This is a genomic window from Gemmobacter aquaticus (assembly GCF_007859075.1).
Classification (GTDB): domain Bacteria; phylum Pseudomonadota; class Alphaproteobacteria; order Rhodobacterales; family Rhodobacteraceae; genus Gemmobacter; species Gemmobacter aquaticus.
Genome location: NZ_VOAK01000026.1, coordinates 75,271 through 93,279, shown reverse-complemented (window position 1 = coordinate 93,279; position 18,009 = coordinate 75,271). Strand labels below are relative to the sequence as shown.

Below are 18,009 nucleotides of genomic sequence, written 5' to 3'. Positions count from 1 at the left end.
GACGATGATGAAGCAGAGCCAGATGAGGACACTCGTCCTTGCCGCGATCGCTGTCAGCACTTCCGCGATTCCGGTATTTGCGCAACAGGACATCGCCGATCCGCACGGCCATGACCCGTCCAACCTAGACGTTCTGAACAAGGCGCCGCCCTATTCCCCGAACGCGGGACGAAACTTTCCTGACCGGCCACTGTTTGGCGAAACCCATCTTCACACCACGCTGTCATTCGATGCAGGCACCTTTGGCGCGCGTCTGGGTCCGCGCGATGCCTATCGCTTTGCCAAGGGCGAAGAGATTGTGTCGAACACCGGCCAGCCCGTCCGCATCGCGCGACCACTGGATTTCACGGTCGTCACCGATCACTCGGACAACATGGGGTTTTTCGGCGAATTTGCCGCTGGCAATCCGAATATCCTCGCCAATGCCGAGGCGAAGGGATGGTATGATCTGATGCAGTCCGGCAAGGGCGCCGAGGCCGCGATCCAGATCATCACCGCCTTCTCGAATGGGACCTTCCCCATCGATATCATGTCGCAGCCCGGCACCAAGCTCTATCGCGACACCTGGAAAGACATCATCGCTGCCGCCGAAGAAGCCAACGAACCCGGCAAGTTCACCGCGATGATCGGGTACGAATGGACCTCGCAGGTGGGGACCGGCGACAACCTCCACCGTAACGTCATCTATCGCGACGGAGGTGATCTGGCCGTCCAAATGGACCCGATGGTTACACTGCCGCCCCATGGCAGCCAGAACCCTGTCGATCTCTGGGCATGGATGGGCGCATATGAGCAGAAGACCGGCGGGCATGTCCTTGCCATTGCCCATAATGGAAATCTGTCAAACGGGCTGATGTTCCCGACGATCGAGCAGTTCGGAAAGCCAATGGATGCCGCCTATGTGACCGAACGGGCCAAATGGGAGCGGCTTTACGAGGTGACGCAGACCAAGGGCACGGGTGAGACGCATCCCAACCTCTCGCCGAATGACGAGTTCGCGGACTTCGAGATCTGGGACAAGGGCAACCTGGCCATGACGTCCGCCAAGACACCTGACATGTTGCAGCACGAATATGCACGCTCGGCACTGTTGAACGGCATGAAGCTGGAAACCCAGCTTGGCACCAATCCCTACAAGTTCGGTCTGGTCGGCTCAACGGACAGCCATCTCGGGTTCTCGTCATTTGAAGAAGACAACTTCTTTGGCAAGACCGTCTCGATGGAGCCGGGACCCGAGCGGATCGCGAAGCCCTTCGTAAAGACCAAGGTCGGCACAATCAGCGAATGGGAAGTCGGCGCCTCGGGCCTTGCAGTTGTCTGGGCGACCGAGAATACGCGCGAGGCCATCTTCGATGCGATGGAGCGGAAAGAAACCTATGCAACCACCGGTACCCGCATTGCCGTGCGCTTCTTCGGCGGCTGGGACTTCGTGCCAGAGGATGCCAATACCCGCCGCCCGGCACATGCCGGTTATACAAAGGGTGTGCCGATGGGAGGCGATCTGACAAATGCGCCCGAAGGTAAATCGCCCAGCTTCCTCGTCGCGGCATTGAAGGACCCTATCGGGGCGAACCTGGACCGGGTGCAGATCGTCAAGGGCTGGATCGATGCGGATGGCAATCCACAAGAGCGCGTGCATGATGTCGCGTGGGGTGACGCTGATGCACGTAAGCCCGATGCAGATGGCAAGCTGCCCCCGGTAGGCTCGACCGTCGATATAGCCGAGGCAAGTTTTTCCAACAGCATCGGAGACCCCGAGCTGATCGCCGTCTGGACAGACCCCGACTTCGACCCGGCGCTCAAGGCCTTTTACTATGCCCGTGTCATCGAAATTCCGACACCGCGCTGGACGGCCCGGGATGCCAAGTACTTCGGGGTGAAGCCGGCCGAGGATGTTCGGATGACGATCACCGAACGGGCCTATACCTCGCCGATCTGGTATACCCCTGGCGGCTGACGCCGCAGGCCCACGGCATAGCACTCGTTGAACGGAACGGGGTCTGAGAATGACAGCGCGCGGCTTGGACGGCTAGATGGACGGGGATTGCGAGCCAAGCCAAAGCAATAGCTGCAGCGCTCAACTTCAGATCGTGCGGCGACGGATCACAGAAAAATCGGCAGCGGCGGTCTATCGGATCGCCACTGCTGGCCATGCTGCGAACAAAACAGATGGCCAGTATAGAGAGTGTGACCACACTGGTTGAACGACCACTTCGGGCGGAAATCGATGGGTCTGATCATCGACGCATCCATACGTCCATACCTCGAGCGCCACTTTCACAAGCTTACTGTGCTGATCTCAAACTGGCGGCAAAGTTCAGGCACTGCCACACCGCTCTTGGCCTGACGACGTATAGCCATGGTCTGCGGCTCGGAAAACCGGCTCTTTCTGGTTCTTACCTGCTCAGCTGACGCCCTGAGAAAACTCTACTTACGCATCCCCCCAGCCACGGGGAGGACTGCCCTGCCCCGCGATCAAAATCTGTCTGTTCCGCCATGGGAGGGTCGAAGAAAAAGACATGCGGCCTTGCTGACATGGCGAAACGTGCCTCCGACGCCAGCGTGCACCCCCTTCCAAATCAAGAGCGCCTTTTACTTTTCCGATTTACGCTCCGGGGGCAGCTCTTCATCATAGAACAAAACCAATACCGGACCGCAGGAATGGACAAGCTCTCCATGATGCAAGCCTTCTGCCGCATCGTCGATCGTGGCAGTTTTGCGCGCGCGTCAGAGGATCTGGGCGTATCTGCCGCCCTGCTCAGCCGCGAGATCCGGTCTCTGGAAGACAGCCTTGGCACTACGCTGATCACCCGTACGACAAGACGCATGTCACTGACCGAAGCGGGCAGGATGTACTATGACGAGGCGAAGGGCATTCTGGACGCCGTGCTTCGTGTCGAGGATCACATCCGTGAGCAGGCAAGTGCGGTCAAAGGCCATCTGCGGATCAACGCGCCGTCCTCGTTCGGACAGCTGGTCGTGGCGCCGATCCTGCCCGCCTTTTTCCGTCGCCACCCGGACTTACGCGTTAGCCTTACGCTGGACGACCGGGTTGTCGACATGGTCGAGGGTGGGTTCGACCTGACCTTACGCATCCGGTCGAGCCTCAAGGACTCCACACTTCGTGCCCGCAAGATCGGCAGCGTGCAAGTTGGGATCTATGCGGCGCCAGAGTATCTCGCGGCCCATGGCACCCCAAAGACGCCTGCAGACCTGTCTGGGCACGATATCGTGGGATATCTTCTATCCGAACATCTGACCAACTGGGACCTGCTGGGGCCTGTGGGCCAGTGTTCGGTTAGCGTCAATCCCAAGGTCAGGGTAGGCAGCAGCCTCATCTTGCGCGAACTCCTCATTGCCGGCTGCGGCATTGGCATCCTGCCCGACTTCATCTCGCGCGACCCCGAGGCATCGGGATCTTTGGTCCGCATCCTGCGAGACCATCATTTACCGCCACGCGAGATCTGGGCTGTATCGGCCTCCAGCCTGGGAAGGGACGTGCGGATTGCTGCGTTCCTCGATCATCTGGAACAGGCGCTGTCAGGCAGCCCCCCCACTGCGTAAAGACTGTCTTGCAGCGCAACGGATGTTTCCTGCGCGCCATTCAGACGATCTTCCTGGGTAGCCCCCTGCACATGAGGATCTTATGACCCGCATACTCGTGCTCTGCTATTCCAGCTACGGCCATGTCCGCACGCTTGCCAAAGCCGTAGCGGAAGGCGCCTCGCCAGACCCGGAACTGCCGTCGACATCCGGCGAACCCCTGACACGGTGCCCAAGGACGTTCGCAGAAGCGCGGGGATCATCGATGACACCTCAGGCGCCCGCTTCCTTGGCGCCCATGTTGCCCACATCGCGGCAAGGCGGTCTGGCGGCTCAGCCGCCTCTCTGGCCGCGCAAAGCAAGAAAAGAGCACCCCATGCTACGTTCCCTGATCCGCACCTGGCGGACCCGTATCAAACAGGATGAAATGAACAAGCTGGCCAGTTGTCTTGGCCCCCACATTGCGCGCGACATCGGCATCGGCGAGGCAGAGATGCGCCGCTTCCCGTCGACGCGGTGGCCTTTCTGAGTTCGGAGAGTCAACATGGCGCGCACGACCGACCTGGCCCTTACCGCAATCGCCCCGGTCGTCTGGGGCAGCACCTACATCGTCACAACCGAAGCGCTGCCCCAAGGCTATCCGCTGACGGTGGCCGCCCTGCGCGCTCTACCGGCGGGGCTGCTGCTTCTGGCGATCACGCGGGTCCTGCCATCCCGAGCTTGGCTGGGCCGCATTCTGGTGCTGGGCGCACTGAACTTCGCGATTTTCTGGGCCTTCCTGTTCATCGCCGCTTACCGCCTGCCGGGCGGAGCTGCGGCAACCCTGGGGGCGCTCCAGGCATTGATGGTTATCGGTTTTTCCCGCTGGCTACTGGGAACTTCCATCTCACCACTCGCGGTCATGGCGTCCCTGATCGGTGTCGTGGGCGTGGCTCTCCTCCTGCTGGGGCCCACATCGGGATATGATCCATTGGGCATCGTCGCGGCGCTAGCCGGCACCCTGTCGATGGCAGCCGGAACGGTCCTGAGCCGCAAGTGGCAGCCGCCGGTTCCGGTGTTGACCTTCACAGCCTGGCAACTGACCGCTGGAGGTGCACTGCTTGCACCCGTCGCCTTGTTTTTTGAGCCGCCTCTACCAACACTCACGGTGACCAATCTTGCTGGGCTGGTCTGGCTTGGTCTTATCGGCGCGGCGGCGACCTACTGGTTCTGGCTGCGCGGCGTCGCACGTCTTGGGCCCAGCGTAGTATCGATGCTGGGTATGCTCAGCCCGGTCTCTGCCGTCGTGTTAGGGTGGCTCTGGCTCGACCAGTACCTTACCGCCCTCCAGATTCTGGGAGCCGCCATAGTACTTTTCGCGATCCGGATGGGGCAGTACGCCTCGCGCCCATGACGTTCGAAGCTTGAGCAAAGGGCTGCCCCAAGGGCAGCCCTTCACGCGTACGCCTCAAGCAATGACCTGAAACTCGGTCATCATGCCCGTCGCAAGATGCGGCATGTGATGGCAATGCAGCATCCAGCGCGCGGCCTCGCCAGCATCGAGGGCCACATCGACCATCGAGTTCGGCGGCACATAGACCGTGTCGCGCAGCGCGCCGGCCATCGCCTTCCCGTTCAGTGCGACAACCTGGAAGACATGACCATGCAGATGCATCGGGTGGCCCATCATCGACGTATTGTGAAATGACAGGACGACCCGTTCGCCAGTTCGGGCGGTCACCGGGCTGTGCTGACCCCAGATCGCACCGTTGATCGTCCAGACATAGGGCTGCATCGATCCGCCCAGCATAAGCATATGGCTGCGGTCCACGGGCCGCTTGGGCAGGGCCGTCCGAGCGAGCAGCTTCGCCTCCTGCGCAAGGTCGATGTCGAAGGCAGGCGCGACGACCTCGGCCATGGCATCGATACGCTGAACCTCGGCACCCGGCGTTGCAAGGATCAGGCCTGTCCGCTCCCTTGCACCCTCCCGTAGCGCAAGGATCGGCCATGCACCTCTTTCGCTCGGCAGGTCGATATCGAGATCCAGCCTTTGCCCCATAGCCAACCCAAACCGGGCAGCGGAGACCGGAAGTACGTCATGCCCATCCACTGCGACAAGCCGCGCGGCGACCTTTCCGCTGTCGATCCAGAAGACCGTGGCCGCAGCGGCATTGATCACTCGCAAACGGATACGACCGCCCCTTTCGACCTGCACAACCTCGGGGTCCGACAGCGTGCGGTCGTTGGCAAGGTAGGCGTCCCAGTCGTAGTCGTTCAGATCCATGGACATGCCGCCCATACCGGCCATCCCGTTCATGGCGCCGTGCCCCCCGTCTGGCATGGGCTGGGTGGCAGTGCTGGCTCCATGATTTCCATGCAGGCCATGCGACACGGCACCATGCCCGCCACCAATGTCCGCCAGCACCTCTTCTGGGGGTTTGAAGGAAAAGTCATGCAGGAACATGACGACCTCTTGGCGATCCGCCGTCAGGTCCTCAGGCCGGCGCACGATGAGCGGCGCGGCGAGGAGCTGCATTTCTTGCGTAGGCACGTGACTATGCATCCAGTGCGTGCCGGAACGGGCTTCGAAACTGTAGGACCGGGTTTCTCCCCTTGCGAGCATCGGGCTAGGCATGTTTGGCACGCCGTCCTGCACATTCGGTGGTGTCTGGCCGTGCCAGTGAATGATGGTGTCGATGTCCAGAGTATTGGTCAGATCGACCTGGAACCTTTGACCAGGGTCCAGGATCAGGCCCTGGCCACTGGGACCAGCGAGGCCGAAGACAGTAGCAGCGCGACCGTTGATATCGAGCGTACGGGTCGCGGCGATCAGCGCGAGCGGTGCATCTGCCCGGGCCATTGCCGTGCGCGGTATAGGAAAGGCCGCAGCGGCTGCGCTGGCGGCGAGAAAGCCGCGTCTGGTCATCATGTTCATGGTAAACTCCTCGGGACTTCACGCCCCTTCGTCATGGTCGATTAGACACCGCAGGCATTTGCCCCGGCACGATCACAAAAGACAGAATTCGGGGGGCGGTCTGTCAGGCCGGAAGGCCTGGACGTCGCCCATGCCCATCGGAAGCTGAACACGCGGAAAGCGCCTCAAGCCCCGCACATGCGGCATCGCAGTTCCGGGCCCCCGTGGTGCTGCCTCCATGATCATCAGGGCAAAGAAGCCTTGCCCTGATGGACAAATCGTGCAGCGCCTCCATAGGCGAAGCATGGTGCTGACCACGCTGCATCCCTGCCATCTGCATAGAAGCGACCACCGCGACGGCGGCAACCGCGATTACGGCCAGAAGTGTGACCAAGCGACCAACCATCAGCGAAGGATCGGCTTTAGCCATGGGGTATCCATAGAGTCTGCCAGCACTATGCATTGTGTGCCGCCCGCCCGGACCAAAGGCATCGAGATATGTCAACAGGGTGGAACAGCGCGCCGGCCCACCCTGTTGATGCTCAGTGCCCCGTATGTACTTCGGCGGCGGTCGCCCCATCTGGTGCTGCTTCGGTGACCGTCCCATTCCGGACAGTGGCCGCCTTAGCCAATTGCACCTGGATCGAGCCCAGCAGAAGTACGACGACTGCCGCCGATGCAAGAAAGGCCACAGAGAGACGCGACATCTTTGGCCTCCGTCACGCGAGCTCAGCGGCGGCAGGATAGCCCGCTTCAGCGAGAATGGCTTCGATCTCCGTTCGGCTTGCCGTCGTCACGACGTCAATCTTTCGGCTTTCGGGATCGGCACTGACCACAGCGGTCTTGTCGATCGACTGGATCGCGGCCGTCACGCTTCGGGCGCAACCGAAGCAAGTCATGTTCTTGATATGGAATTGCATATTCGCCTCCTATGTTTGATTGGCGAAACGACAAGTGGGCGTTCCCAGTATGGGAGGGTCAAGAGCCATCGCCCAATTTTTGCATCTTTCTTTTAGGGCCAAATCTCCCCTTGACCCTCCCAAGATGGGAGATCCCATTCCTTTGCGCATTACCTGGAACCCGAAGGGAATCAGCCATGAATGCGCCATCCACCTTTATCCGTGAGACGGTATCGCTCTCTATCGAGGGCATGACCTGCGCCTCCTGCGTTGGGCGCGTCGAACGCGCGCTCAAGGGCGTCGCGGGAGTCGTAGATGCCAGTGTCAACCTTGCCACCGAGCGCGCCGATGTTCGGCTCGCCACGCCCGTCGCGCGGGTCGATCTGATCCGCGCGGTCGAGAACGTAGGTTATAGCGTTAGCGCGGGGACCATCGAGCTCTCCATCGACGGCATGACTTGCGCCTCTTGCGTTGGTCGGGTCGAACGCGCCTTGCGCGCTGTTCCGGGTGTTTCGGAGGCGACAGTGAACCTCGCGACTGAACGCGCGACGGTGAAGGGCAGCGCAGACGTGGCAACCCTGATCCGCGCGGTCGAGGAAGTGGGCTACGTCGCCCACCCAGTTGATCGCAGCGCCGCAGCCAATGCCGAAGCCGACAGCAAGAAGGAAGAAGAATATCGCGCCCTCACCCGCGATCTGGCCATTGCGACAGGCCTGACGCTTCCAGTCTTCATCCTGGAGATGGGGAGCCATGTCATCCCTGGCATGCACCACCTCATCGCATCGACCATCGGCGAGACGGCAAGCTGGCTGATCCAGTTCGTGCTGACCACACTGGTGCTCGCCTTCCCCGGCATCCGCTTCTACCAGAAAGGTATTCCTGCGCTGCTGCGCGCCGCACCCGACATGAATAGCCTCGTCGCGGTCGGCACGCTGGCGGCATACCTCTATTCGCTGGTCGCGACCTTTGCTCCTGCACTGCTGCCTGCGGGCACGGTGAACGTCTATTACGAGGCCGCAGCCGTCATCGTCACGCTGATCCTTTTGGGCCGCGTCCTGGAGGCCCGGGCCAAGGGACGGACATCCGAGGCGATCAAGCGGCTGGTCGGGCTTCAGGCCAAGTCTGCCCGCGTGCGTCGCGGCGGGATCGTTTTGGAGGTCGATGTATCCCAAGTTGCGCCCGGCGACATCGTCGAGGTGCGTCCCGGCGAGCGCGTCCCAGTCGATGGAGAAGTGGTCGAGGGTGAAAGCTGGATCGACGAGTCGATGATCACCGGCGAGCCATTGCCGGTGGCCAAATCCGCTGGAGCAGTTGTCACTGCGGGCACCGTCAACCAGACCGGCGCCTTTGCCTTCCGCACCACGGCCGTCGGAAGCGATACGATGCTGGCTCAGATCATCCGCATGGTCGAAGAGGCGCAAGGCTCCAAGCTGCCGATCCAAGGGCTAGTGGACAAGATCACCATGTGGTTCGTCCCCGCTGTCATGACGCTTGCTGCGCTGACATTCGGCGTCTGGTTTCTATTCGGTCCCGATCCGGCGCTGACATTCGGCCTCGTGAACGCAGTGGCAGTGCTGATCATCGCCTGCCCATGCGCGATGGGTCTGGCGACGCCGACTTCGATCATGGTTGGCACCGGGCGGGGCGCGGAACTGGGCGTACTATTCCGCAAGGGAGATGCTCTGCAGGGATTGCAGGACGCAAAGGTCGTCGCACTGGACAAGACCGGCACGCTGACAGAAGGCAAGCCGACGCTAACCGATCTCGTCGTGGCCGACGGTTTCGACCGCGCCGATGTCCTGTCGCGGATCGCGGCGGTAGAGGAGAAGTCCGAACATCCAATCGCCCGAGCCATCGTCGCAGCGGCGGCAACTGAAGGTCTGGCACTTCCTGCCCTTTCCTCTTTCGAGAGCGTCACCGGGTTCGGTGTCACTGCAGAGGCAGGAGGCCTGCGCGTCGAGATCGGCGCCGACCGCTTCATGGCCGAATTGGGCCATGATGTGACGAGCTTCGCCGCAACGGCCATGCGCCTGGCCGACGAAGGAAAATCGCCCTTCTATGCGGCGATCGGCGGGCGTCTCGCCGCGATCATCGCCGTCGCTGATCCTATCAAGGCGACTACGCCCGAAGCGATCAGCGCACTTCACGCTCTTGGGCTGAAGGTCGCAATGATAACAGGCGATAACCGCCGCACGGCTGAAGCGATTGCCAGACGGTTGAAGATTGACGAGGTGGTGGCCGAGGTGCTGCCCGATGGCAAGGTCGCGGCGATCAAGCGGCTGAAGGCGCTTGGCCCGGTGGCCTTCGTCGGCGACGGCATCAACGACGCCCCGGCATTGGCCGAGGCCGACGTCGGCCTTGCCATCGGCACCGGCACGGACGTGGCAATCGAGGCGGCGGACGTGGTGCTGATGTCGGGCAGCCTGAAGGGAGTACCGAATGCAATCGCGCTCAGCCGGGCAACAATGCAGAACATCCGTCAGAACCTGTTCTGGGCCTTCGCCTACAATGCAGCACTGATCCCGGTCGCTGCCGGCGCATTGTGGCCAGTCTCGGGTATCCTGCTCTCGCCGGTCTTCGCGGCCGGAGCGATGGCTCTGTCCTCGGTCTTTGTCCTTGGCAATGCGCTTCGGTTGCGCCGCTTCAAGGCTCCGATGGCGGAGCCGCTGCGCTCTGCCTGATCCCGTGGCCTCCCTGCGAAACGCATGCCCCCCTACAAGCTCAATGAAGGACACCTGCAATGACCATCAATGTCACCGTCTACTCCACGCCAACCTGTCCCGATTGCCGAGCGCTAAAGGCTTGGCTCGACCGGACTGGTGTCCCGTTCGATGAACGCGACCTTACCGAACTGACCGTCATGGACGAGGCCAAGCGCCGCTTCGGCATACGCGTCGCCCCGATTACCGAGATCGGGGACTGGTTCACTTACGGCACTTACCCGGATCAGAAACCACGGATCGAGGCACATCTGAAAGAGGTGGGGGCATGGCCCACCTGATCTCCGCCGCGCGCTCGGCTGGTTCGCTCCGCTCCCGTGTTACCTCCAGCCGAACTTTGTCGATCGTTCGTTTCGCGTCACTATACCCACCCTGCTCGGAGTTACGCCAACTTGCCTGACGTCACCTTTCTGAACATTGCCCGGACCGTAGAGGTACAGGACGGCGAAACCATACTGTCGGCCGCACTGGCCGCCAGTATAGATTATCCTCATGGCTGCAAGTCTGGCCGCTGCGGTCGATGCAAAACCCGGCTTGTCGAGGGCGCAGTCGATCTGTTTGAACATTCCCGCTTTGCGCTGCCACCCGAAGAGCGGGCAGCGGGTCTGATCCTCGCATGCCGCGCCGTTCCGACAGGGAACGCAAGCATTGTCTGGCTGGAGGGTGACGCAACAACGCGTCCGTTTGATACACTCCGGGGCGAAGTTGTCTAATGCAAGCCGCTGACGCACGACATTCTTCAGCTTTGACTGAGAGCCAAGGGCCCGGCTTTGCGTTTTGCCTCCAGCCATTATGCGACGCTTGAAACCCCGGGAGAGCCGCCGCGCGATTACTCGATGGCAAACCTACCCGGTGACAAGGTGCTGGCCTGGGGTCTGGGTCGGCCAATCACGGCATCATACGGCTGTAAGCAAGGGTGTCACGGCGCAGCAAATGTTGGGCGTGGCGCTTTCCGACGCGCTGCCCGCGATGGGTGCGGATCATCAGCGCTCAACCCCTGAAGGATCGGGCAGTCCGGTCGATCATCGCCATGGCAGTGATGTGCCAGGTGCTCAAGCGTGGCGATCATCTCGTCAAGCTGGCGGCGACGTTCCTCCAATTCGCGAACATGCGCCAGCGCCAGCGACTTCACGTCGGCGCTCGCACGGCTCCCGTTCTGCCAGAGGTCCAGAAGCGACGCGATCTGCTTAACCTGAAACCCCAGGTCGCGAGCGCGTCGCACGAAGCGCAGCGTGGCGATGTTTTGCTCAGAGTAGACCCTATACCCCGAGTACGCCCTCAGGGCGGGACGGACGAGACCGATCTCTTCATAGTAACGCAGCATCTTCACCGAGATGCCGGTCGCTTTCGAGGCGTCACCGATGTTCATGGCAAGACTCCGTTCCTGTCTGCGCGGGTAGGTTCTGATCCCTTTCTGCACCTTCCCATGATTGGAGGGTCAAGAGTGGATTTTCGTCGAGAGAACCGCTTGTGCTCATGCTGAGGGTCCTTAGGGGAGCGGCGGCCTCGGCCCGGCAACGAAAGGGGTCGGCGGCAGGGCCAGATGCGACTCGAGCAGGATGAGCTCGTCAATTTCCGTCCCATCCAGATCGGGAAGAACCAGCCGTTCGATCGTCGCGGTTCGGAGAAGCTGAAGAAACTTCCCCAGCAGTGACGTTGGTTTGGTGGAGGACAGGGTACGAGGCATTTGTGGTCTCCTGAGGGCTGAGTTGCAACGATTCGCCTTCTGCTGCCTCCAAGGGTGAGAGGGTCAATCTCCGATCGGATATGGGAACAGGCTGAGAAAAATTCGGTCAAATGGGCGCCCTGACACGCTGGGAGGTGCGTTGTCCCTTCCATGATGGGAGCCCGGAGGATGCGAGGTATCCGCACGAATCGCTGCGGGAAACCCTTAGCAAAAGGACATCCTCCCATGTCGCTTCCTGATCCAAAGCGTTGGAAGGCGCTCGCGCTTCTCTGCGCCGCGCAGTTCATCGTGATCCTTGATACTTCCATCATCGGTGTGGCCCTGCCCGCCATCCAGGCTGACCTCGGCTTCACAGACGAAGGGCTAAGCTGGATCTTCAACGCCTACGTCATCGCCTTCGGTGGCCTCCTTCTGCTGGGCGGCAAGCTCGCTGACGTGTTCGGCGCGCGGCGCATCTTTCTTTGGGGGTTCGGCATCCTGACCGCCGCATCCGCCGTTGCCGGGCTTGCTGGCAGCCCGGATGTGCTGCTGAGCGGACGCGCACTGCAGGGCGTCGGCGCTGCACTGATCGCCCCCGCGGCACTGACAATCCTGATGCGCCTCTTCGGCGGCCAACCTGCGGAACTGAGGAAGGCATTCGGGTTCTGGGGCGCCTCGGCCGCAGCAGGTGGCACCGCAGGCGTTTTTCTTGGGGGTGTCATCACCGAATGGATGAGCTGGTCCTGGACCTTCCTGATCAACCTGCCGCTCGGCCTTGCCGTTCTATCTGCAGGACCTTTGGCCCTGCGCGCCATCCGAGGCACCAAAGGCAAGATCGGCCTGATAGACTCGGGCCTCGTGACTGGTGCCATCGTTGCGGCAGTATATGCCATCGTGACGGGTGAGCACGTTGGTTGGCTTGTTCCGCAGACGCTCGGGCTGCTTGGCCTTGCGGCCGTCCTACTTGTCACGTTTCTGGGGCTGCAAGCCGCGTCAAAACAACCGCTTTTGCCCTTGCGCATCTTCCGCGCACCCGGCCTCGCCGCTGGCAATCTGGTTATGGCATTCCTCGGCGCGGCTTGGATCCCGCTGTGGTTCTTCATGAACCTCTACCTTCAGAACGTGCTGAACCTCTCGGCTTTCGGCTCTGGCCTCGCGCTTCTGCCGATGACGCTGGTCATCATGGTTATGATGGTCCGACTGACTGGCCCATTGATTGGCCGCTTCGGTGTCAAGCCGGTGCTGGTGATGGGCCTCGTTGCCCTAGCCGTGTCGCTGGTTCTGTTCTCTACGCTGCCAGCCGAAGGAACACTCCTCGCGAACGTGCTGCCGGTTTCTCTGCTGGCTGCAGTCGGCATGTCGCTGGCCTACATCCCGGCGACGATGATCGGCATGGGCGGTGCAGCCCCTCAGGACACCGGTCTTGCCTCGGGCCTGATTAACACGACTTACCAAGTCGGTTCGGCTCTTGGTCTGGCGGTGATGGTGTCACTGTCAGCGTCCATGGGCGGTGAACCCGAAGCGGTGCTCGCCGGCTACCGGATGGCCTTCCTCGGAGCGGCTGTCGTCGCAGCACTTGCAGCGCTGACCGCCCTGGTCCTCGTCCGAGGTCAGCCGACTGCGTCGGACGTGCCAGTGGGCTGATGTGCCTGTGGTGTTCCAACTTCGCTCGCACACGCATCCTCTTGCTTCTCTCTCTCCAGTCGCGCCGGGGCGTCGAACCCGCCGCAGCAACAACGAACTCCTCGAAAGGACACCGAATGTTGAACTCCCTCACCCGTGCCTGGCGGCTCTACCGGGAAGAATACGCGCGTGCCGCGCTCGCAAATCGCTTGGGGCCGCATATCGCTCGTGACATAGGCCTCGATTCCGCCATCTCTCACCGGATCGCGCCGCCACTTCGGGGCCACTAGGCCGTAGCGGGTCACTGTTTACGCTACGGCCACCGCATAGCCGCCCGGCGTGGGTCACACCGGGCGGTCCTTGTCGGCCATGGCTACGCAGACCAGAAGCCAGATGTGAAGCCAGAAGTTCTGGCGTCGACCAAGATGCTTTCCAACCAAGGTTCGACACGGCGTTGTTGCGCCACTCATGCCTGAGGCCTGACAGCCCCTTTCCCTTAGTACTCAGGCCACCCGCAGGATCTCGGCCGCTCCGAGGGCCGAGAAGCGGTTCATCAGTGCCATACGGATCTGGATTTCTGTGGTCGGGCGGTCGATGATGGCGGTGTGACAACGGCGGGTGTCAAAGGCGCCGTCGGCAGTCACGATGCCGATTTCTTCGCCCTCGGGGATCTGGCCGAGCAGTTTCGGCAGAACGGGGCTATCACCGTCGCTGCCGGGCGTGAGTTCCACGGCGCGGATGTCAGACGTGGCAGTCTCCATGCCCAGACGCACCTTGCGCCATTGGCGGCGGCCCCGAACATCGGGCTTGCCCGCCTGCCATTCGCCAATACCGAGAAACCTGATCCCGGTGCAGTCGAACAAGAGGTTCAAGGGCCCATCGGCACGGCGATACGGGATCTGGACGGCGTGTGTCTTTTCCCGCCAGCACAGCGTCTTGTAATCCGGCACGGCACAGTCCACGTTCGCCAGCTTCAGAAGGCGCTCCACCCTGCACCAGCAGGCGGCGGGCTTCGGTCGCGGCTTCACGGGCTCGGGCCAGACTGACGGCGGGATATCCACCCAATCCCATTTCCTTCTGCTTGCCGTCTTTCCGATAGAAAACCAACCACGCGCCGGCGCCAGTCTTCGATGCGTTCAGATACAGATTTCCGCCATCGGCATGACGCCCCGGCTCGCTGATAGCCGCGCCCCCGTGCTGTCAGTAGACTAATTATCGCCATTCTGATCACCCCCTACAAGGCAAACCCTTGCGACCCGAGCGCCCCAGCGATCCCCCAAAAGTTATGGGCAGCATAAGTAGAATTCTCTCGGCACGATGCATGAGGTGTTTCCGAATGCAGACAATCAGATAAACCGCAGCTCAGATCATCGCGATCCTGCGGCAGGCCGAATGTGGTGTGCCGGTTGACGAGCTGTGCCGCGAGCATGGCATGAGCAATGCGTCGTTCTACAAATGGCGGGCGAAGTTTGGAGGGATGGATGCGTCCCTCATCAGCCAGATGAAGGCGATGGAAGATTAGAACCGTCGTCTGAAACGGATGTATGCGGACCTTAGTATGTAGGCGGACCTGCCAAAGGAAGCGCTTGGAAAAGTAAGTGAGCCGTCTCAACGCCGAGAGATGGCCAGGAATGCAGTGGCGCGACATGGGGCGAGCATCGTTTTGGCTTGTCGCGCATTCGGGGTGAGCGAGACCTGCTATCGCGACTGCCCGAAGTTGCGTGCCGAGAACGAAGAGATTGCTGACCTGCTGGTCGGTCTGACCGATGCCCGCAAGACATGGGGTTTTGCCCTGTGTTTTCTATAGCTTCACAACGTGAAAGGACATCCGTGGAACCACAAGCGGGCCTACCGCATCCATTGCGCGCTGCAACTGAACCTGCGGATCAAGCCCCGCAATCGCTTGAAGCGGGACAAGCCTGACGTGCTCGCTGTGCCGGGCCCGCCTAACATCACTTGGTCGATGGACTTCATGGCAAATCGCCTCGCGGGGATTGCCATGCATCTCGGTTGTTAAATGTGCTGGACGACTTTAACCATGAAGAATTGGGGATCGATGTCGACTTTTCCTTGCCCGCCAACCGTGTGATCCGGAGCCTTGATCGGCTCATCGCTTGGCGCGGCAAGCTTGGCACCATACGGGTGGACAATGGCCCGGAATATATCAGTGGCAAGCTGCTGATCTGGGACGAAAAACGGGGCATCGCCATCCAGAACATCCAACCCGGAAAGCTCCAGCAGAACGCCTATATCAAGCGCTATAACCGCACCGTCAGGCATGAATGGCTCGACCAATACATCATCGAGGAGGCCCAGGGCTCCGCCACGCACTGGCTATGGGCTTAAAACAACGACCGCCCGAACATGGGCATCGGCGGCATAACACCCGCCATGAAGTTGAAAATGGCCGCGTAAGCCCTACGAACGCACCCCGTTAAAGATGGAGATTACCAAAGGAGCGAACCCCTCTGCTTCAGTGCTTGCGAGACACGGAGGCTGGTGGCTGGGATGCATCATCGATTGTCCGGGGTGCCGTATGCTGCCATTCATTGACCAGCAGGTCCCGAAACCGCATGGCCGCAGGTGAGAGTGGGGCGCCGCGGCGCTCGACGATGCCGATCGTGCGTGACACGACGGGATTCTCCAACTGGACCGTGGCAATCAGCGGGTGTTCATGTTGCGGCGTGGCCAGTTTCGGCAGCACGGAGATTCCGAGCCCTGCTTCGACCAGCCCCAGAGAGGTCGATAGATGGTTGACCTCATAAAACCAGTTCAGTTCCAACTGCAAACCTGTTGCTGCCAATGCCCGGTCGAGAACAGCGCGGTTCCCGGATGACTTTGACACCCCGATCAGCGGATGGCCAACAAGTTCGCCCCATGGCAGAGACTTGCGCCCCGAGAATGCATGATCGCGGCGACAGGCAAGGACAAACGGGTCTTCCATCAATGGTGTGAACAACAGGTCATCGCGCGTGGCACCGGTGATGTTGATGCCGAATTCGACCTCGCCATTGGCCACGGCATCAAGACCCTCGTTCGCTGACAAGTCCATGATACGGAAGCGTATTCCTGGGTAGCGCGCGTTGAATTCGCGCACGACGCCGGGCAGGAAGTAGAAGGCGGCGGTGGGCACCGAGGCGAGCCTAACCTGAGTTCGATGGCGCCCACCCAGATCGGAAATTGACAGGATTGATTCCTCGAATTCATCGACGAGCCGGCGCATCAGCGGCATCAACTCGCGCCCGACCTGCGTAGGGCCGACGCGCCGCGTCGTGCGCTCGATCAGTTGGGCGCCTACGGCCTCTTCCAGCGCGCGAATGCGGCGCGAAAGAGCTGGGGGTGACAGGTTCAGCAGTTTGGCCGCCGCGTGGAACGATGAAAGCTCCAGCACCGCGAGAAAGGCCTTGAGATCGAGGAATTCAAAATTATTCCGCATATCGAAATAATAGATCAATTCTTTGCAATTCACAACACAGACGATTCCCGGCATTTCATACCCAAGCGGCGGCAAGTTCCGCCTGGGAGGAAGACCCAAATGGATGATCTGATGCGCATACCGTGCGTCCTGATGAGGGGCGGCACGTCGAAGGGGCCTTTTTTTCTGCGCAGTGATCTGCCCGCAGACCCCGTGCAGCGCGATGCGCTGCTGATAGAGATCATGGGCTCTGGCCATCCGCTAGAAATCGACGGCATTGGGGGTGGCAACCCCTTGAGTTCAAAAGTCGCCATCGTTGGTCCGGCCAGTCGCGATGGTGCGGATGTCGACTACCTTTTTGCGCAGGTGAAGGTCGAGGAGCAGATCGTCGACACCGCACCCAACTGCGGCAACATGCTGTCGGCGGTCGCGGCTTTTTCGGTTGAGCGGGGGCTGGTGCCAGCGGGGCCGTCCGAGACGCGGGTGCGCGTGCACAACGTGAACACCGGCAAGATCATCGAGGCACGCATCCTCACGCCGGGGGGCGAGCTTCGATATCAGGGCGACACCGGCATCGACGGCGTGCCGGGCACGGCGGCGCCGGTCTATCTGGCATTTCTAGAGGCAATCGGGGCCAAGACCGGGCGCATGCTGCCTTCGGGCGCGCCGCAAGAAGTGATTGATGGGGTTCCAGTCTCTTTGATCGATGGGGCGACGCCGGTCATGATCGCCCGTGCCGAGACCTTCGGACTAACAGGTTCGGAGAGCGCACAGGAACTCGACCAGAACCCCACGTTCATGGCACGGCTTGAGGCCGTTCGCCTGAAGGCCGGGCAGCGGATGGGCTTTGGCGACGTCGCGCAATCGGTGCTTCCTAAACCGGTGCTGATCGGCGCCCCGCAACGCGGGGGCGATCTGGCCGTGCGGTATTTCACACCCTGGAGCTGCCATTCATCACTCGCAACGACCGGGGCCGTTTCGGTCGCCGTTGCCGCGACGCTGCCGGACAGCATCGTGGGTACCGCCATGCCGGACCTGCGTCTGCCCACCGACCTCACATTCGAACACCCGTCCGGCCGCATGGCCGTGCGCGTGGAGACCGACGCAGCGACTGGCCAACCCGTCGTTTTCGTCACCCGCACCTGCCGTCGTCTCTTCGAGGGCGCGGCTCTGGTGCGACGCAGAAACTGACGGCAAGCCGCCGGAGGGGCTGGACCTGCCGGCGGAACCGGAGATCTTTGTTCAAGGGA

Annotated in this window: 15 protein-coding genes and 3 pseudogenes; 10 read left to right on the top strand and 8 right to left on the bottom strand. The window is 61.4% G+C overall.

The annotated features are described in order from the left end of the window. The first annotated feature begins 7 nt into the window (after positions 1 to 7). From FQU74_RS18210 to FQU74_RS18195, 4 genes are all read left to right on the top strand, one after another. The gene (locus tag FQU74_RS18210; protein WP_146287901.1) at positions 8 to 1,957 is read left to right on the top strand and encodes a DUF3604 domain-containing protein; all 1,950 of its coding nucleotides are present in this window, start codon (positions 8 to 10) and stop codon (positions 1,955 to 1,957) included. Positions 1,958 to 2,661: 704 nt separating this feature from the next. Then, complete coding sequence (locus tag FQU74_RS18205) at positions 2,662 to 3,564, top strand: LysR family transcriptional regulator (protein WP_146287900.1); 903 nt, start codon at positions 2,662 to 2,664, stop codon at positions 3,562 to 3,564. Between the two features lie 355 nt (positions 3,565 to 3,919). Then, positions 3,920 to 4,072, top strand: a complete 153-nt coding sequence (locus tag FQU74_RS19350) for a hypothetical protein (RefSeq protein ID WP_158635635.1) — start codon at positions 3,920 to 3,922, stop codon at positions 4,070 to 4,072. Positions 4,073 to 4,087: 15 nt separating this feature from the next. Continuing rightward, a complete protein-coding gene (locus FQU74_RS18195; protein ID WP_146287899.1) occupies positions 4,088 to 4,936 on the top strand; it encodes an EamA family transporter in 849 nt (282 codons plus the stop codon). 54 nt (positions 4,937 to 4,990) lie between these two features. On the opposite strand, the gene FQU74_RS18190 is transcribed toward FQU74_RS18195, so the two are convergent. The 3 genes from FQU74_RS18190 to FQU74_RS18185 all read right to left on the bottom strand — a co-directional run bounded on the left by FQU74_RS18190 (position 4,991) and on the right by FQU74_RS18185 (position 7,356). Continuing rightward, complete coding sequence (locus FQU74_RS18190; protein ID WP_146287898.1) at positions 4,991 to 6,457, bottom strand: multicopper oxidase family protein; 1,467 nt, start codon at positions 6,455 to 6,457, stop codon at positions 4,991 to 4,993. Positions 6,458 to 6,978: 521 nt separating this feature from the next. Then, positions 6,979 to 7,143: a hypothetical protein gene (locus tag FQU74_RS19345; protein WP_158635634.1), complete on the bottom strand. Its 165-nt coding sequence runs from the start codon at positions 7,141 to 7,143 to the stop codon at positions 6,979 to 6,981. A 12-nt stretch (positions 7,144 to 7,155) separates the two neighbouring features. Further along, complete coding sequence (locus FQU74_RS18185; protein ID WP_146287897.1) at positions 7,156 to 7,356, bottom strand: heavy-metal-associated domain-containing protein; 201 nt, start codon at positions 7,354 to 7,356, stop codon at positions 7,156 to 7,158. A gap of 176 nt (positions 7,357 to 7,532) precedes the next feature. Here FQU74_RS18185 and FQU74_RS18180 point away from each other — a divergent pair, with 176 nt between their 5' ends. The 3 genes from FQU74_RS18180 (at position 7,533) to FQU74_RS18170 (ending at position 10,768) form a co-directional block, all read left to right on the top strand. Continuing rightward, positions 7,533 to 10,016, top strand: a complete 2,484-nt coding sequence (locus FQU74_RS18180) for a heavy metal translocating P-type ATPase (RefSeq protein ID WP_146287896.1) — start codon at positions 7,533 to 7,535, stop codon at positions 10,014 to 10,016. 59 nt (positions 10,017 to 10,075) lie between these two features. Further along, positions 10,076 to 10,336, top strand: coding sequence for a glutaredoxin family protein (locus FQU74_RS18175; RefSeq protein ID WP_146287895.1), 261 nt, complete (start codon positions 10,076 to 10,078; stop codon positions 10,334 to 10,336). A gap of 111 nt (positions 10,337 to 10,447) precedes the next feature. After that, on the top strand, positions 10,448 to 10,768 hold the full coding sequence (locus FQU74_RS18170) for a 2Fe-2S iron-sulfur cluster-binding protein (protein ID WP_146287894.1): 321 nt from the start codon (positions 10,448 to 10,450) through the stop codon (positions 10,766 to 10,768). Between the two features lie 206 nt (positions 10,769 to 10,974). On the opposite strand, the gene cueR is transcribed toward FQU74_RS18170, so the two are convergent. Both cueR and FQU74_RS18160 read right to left on the bottom strand, forming a co-directional pair. Continuing rightward, positions 10,975 to 11,424, bottom strand: a complete 450-nt coding sequence (cueR, locus tag FQU74_RS18165; protein WP_146287893.1) for a Cu(I)-responsive transcriptional regulator — start codon at positions 11,422 to 11,424, stop codon at positions 10,975 to 10,977. A 120-nt stretch (positions 11,425 to 11,544) separates the two neighbouring features. Beyond that, on the bottom strand, positions 11,545 to 11,742 hold the full coding sequence (locus tag FQU74_RS18160) for a hypothetical protein (protein WP_146287892.1): 198 nt from the start codon (positions 11,740 to 11,742) through the stop codon (positions 11,545 to 11,547). A 225-nt stretch (positions 11,743 to 11,967) separates the two neighbouring features. Here FQU74_RS18160 and FQU74_RS18155 point away from each other — a divergent pair, with 225 nt between their 5' ends. Beyond that, the gene (locus FQU74_RS18155) at positions 11,968 to 13,365 is read left to right on the top strand and encodes an MFS transporter (protein WP_146287891.1); all 1,398 of its coding nucleotides are present in this window, start codon (positions 11,968 to 11,970) and stop codon (positions 13,363 to 13,365) included. Between the two features lie 482 nt (positions 13,366 to 13,847). Here the strand turns inward: FQU74_RS18155 and FQU74_RS18150 are convergent. Beyond that, a pseudogene (locus FQU74_RS18150) lies at positions 13,848 to 14,333 on the bottom strand (transposase); the annotation flags it as partial. 40 nt (positions 14,334 to 14,373) lie between these two features. Then, a pseudogene (locus FQU74_RS19810) lies at positions 14,374 to 14,451 on the bottom strand (hypothetical protein); the annotation flags it as partial. 259 nt (positions 14,452 to 14,710) lie between these two features. On the opposite strand from FQU74_RS19810, the pseudogene FQU74_RS18140 reads away from it, so the two are divergent. Beyond that, positions 14,711 to 15,759: pseudogene (locus FQU74_RS18140) on the top strand (IS3 family transposase). Between the two features lie 58 nt (positions 15,760 to 15,817). Here FQU74_RS18140 and FQU74_RS18135 read toward each other — a convergent pair. Then, positions 15,818 to 16,834 (bottom strand): LysR family transcriptional regulator, encoded by a 1,017-nt coding sequence (locus FQU74_RS18135; RefSeq protein WP_229704445.1) that lies wholly within the window; start codon positions 16,832 to 16,834, stop codon positions 15,818 to 15,820. 45 nt (positions 16,835 to 16,879) lie between these two features. On the opposite strand from FQU74_RS18135, the gene FQU74_RS18130 reads away from it, so the two are divergent. Further along, the gene (locus tag FQU74_RS18130; RefSeq protein ID WP_146287890.1) at positions 16,880 to 17,950 is read left to right on the top strand and encodes a 4-oxalomesaconate tautomerase; all 1,071 of its coding nucleotides are present in this window, start codon (positions 16,880 to 16,882) and stop codon (positions 17,948 to 17,950) included. The last annotated feature ends 59 nt before the right edge of the window (positions 17,951 to 18,009 follow it).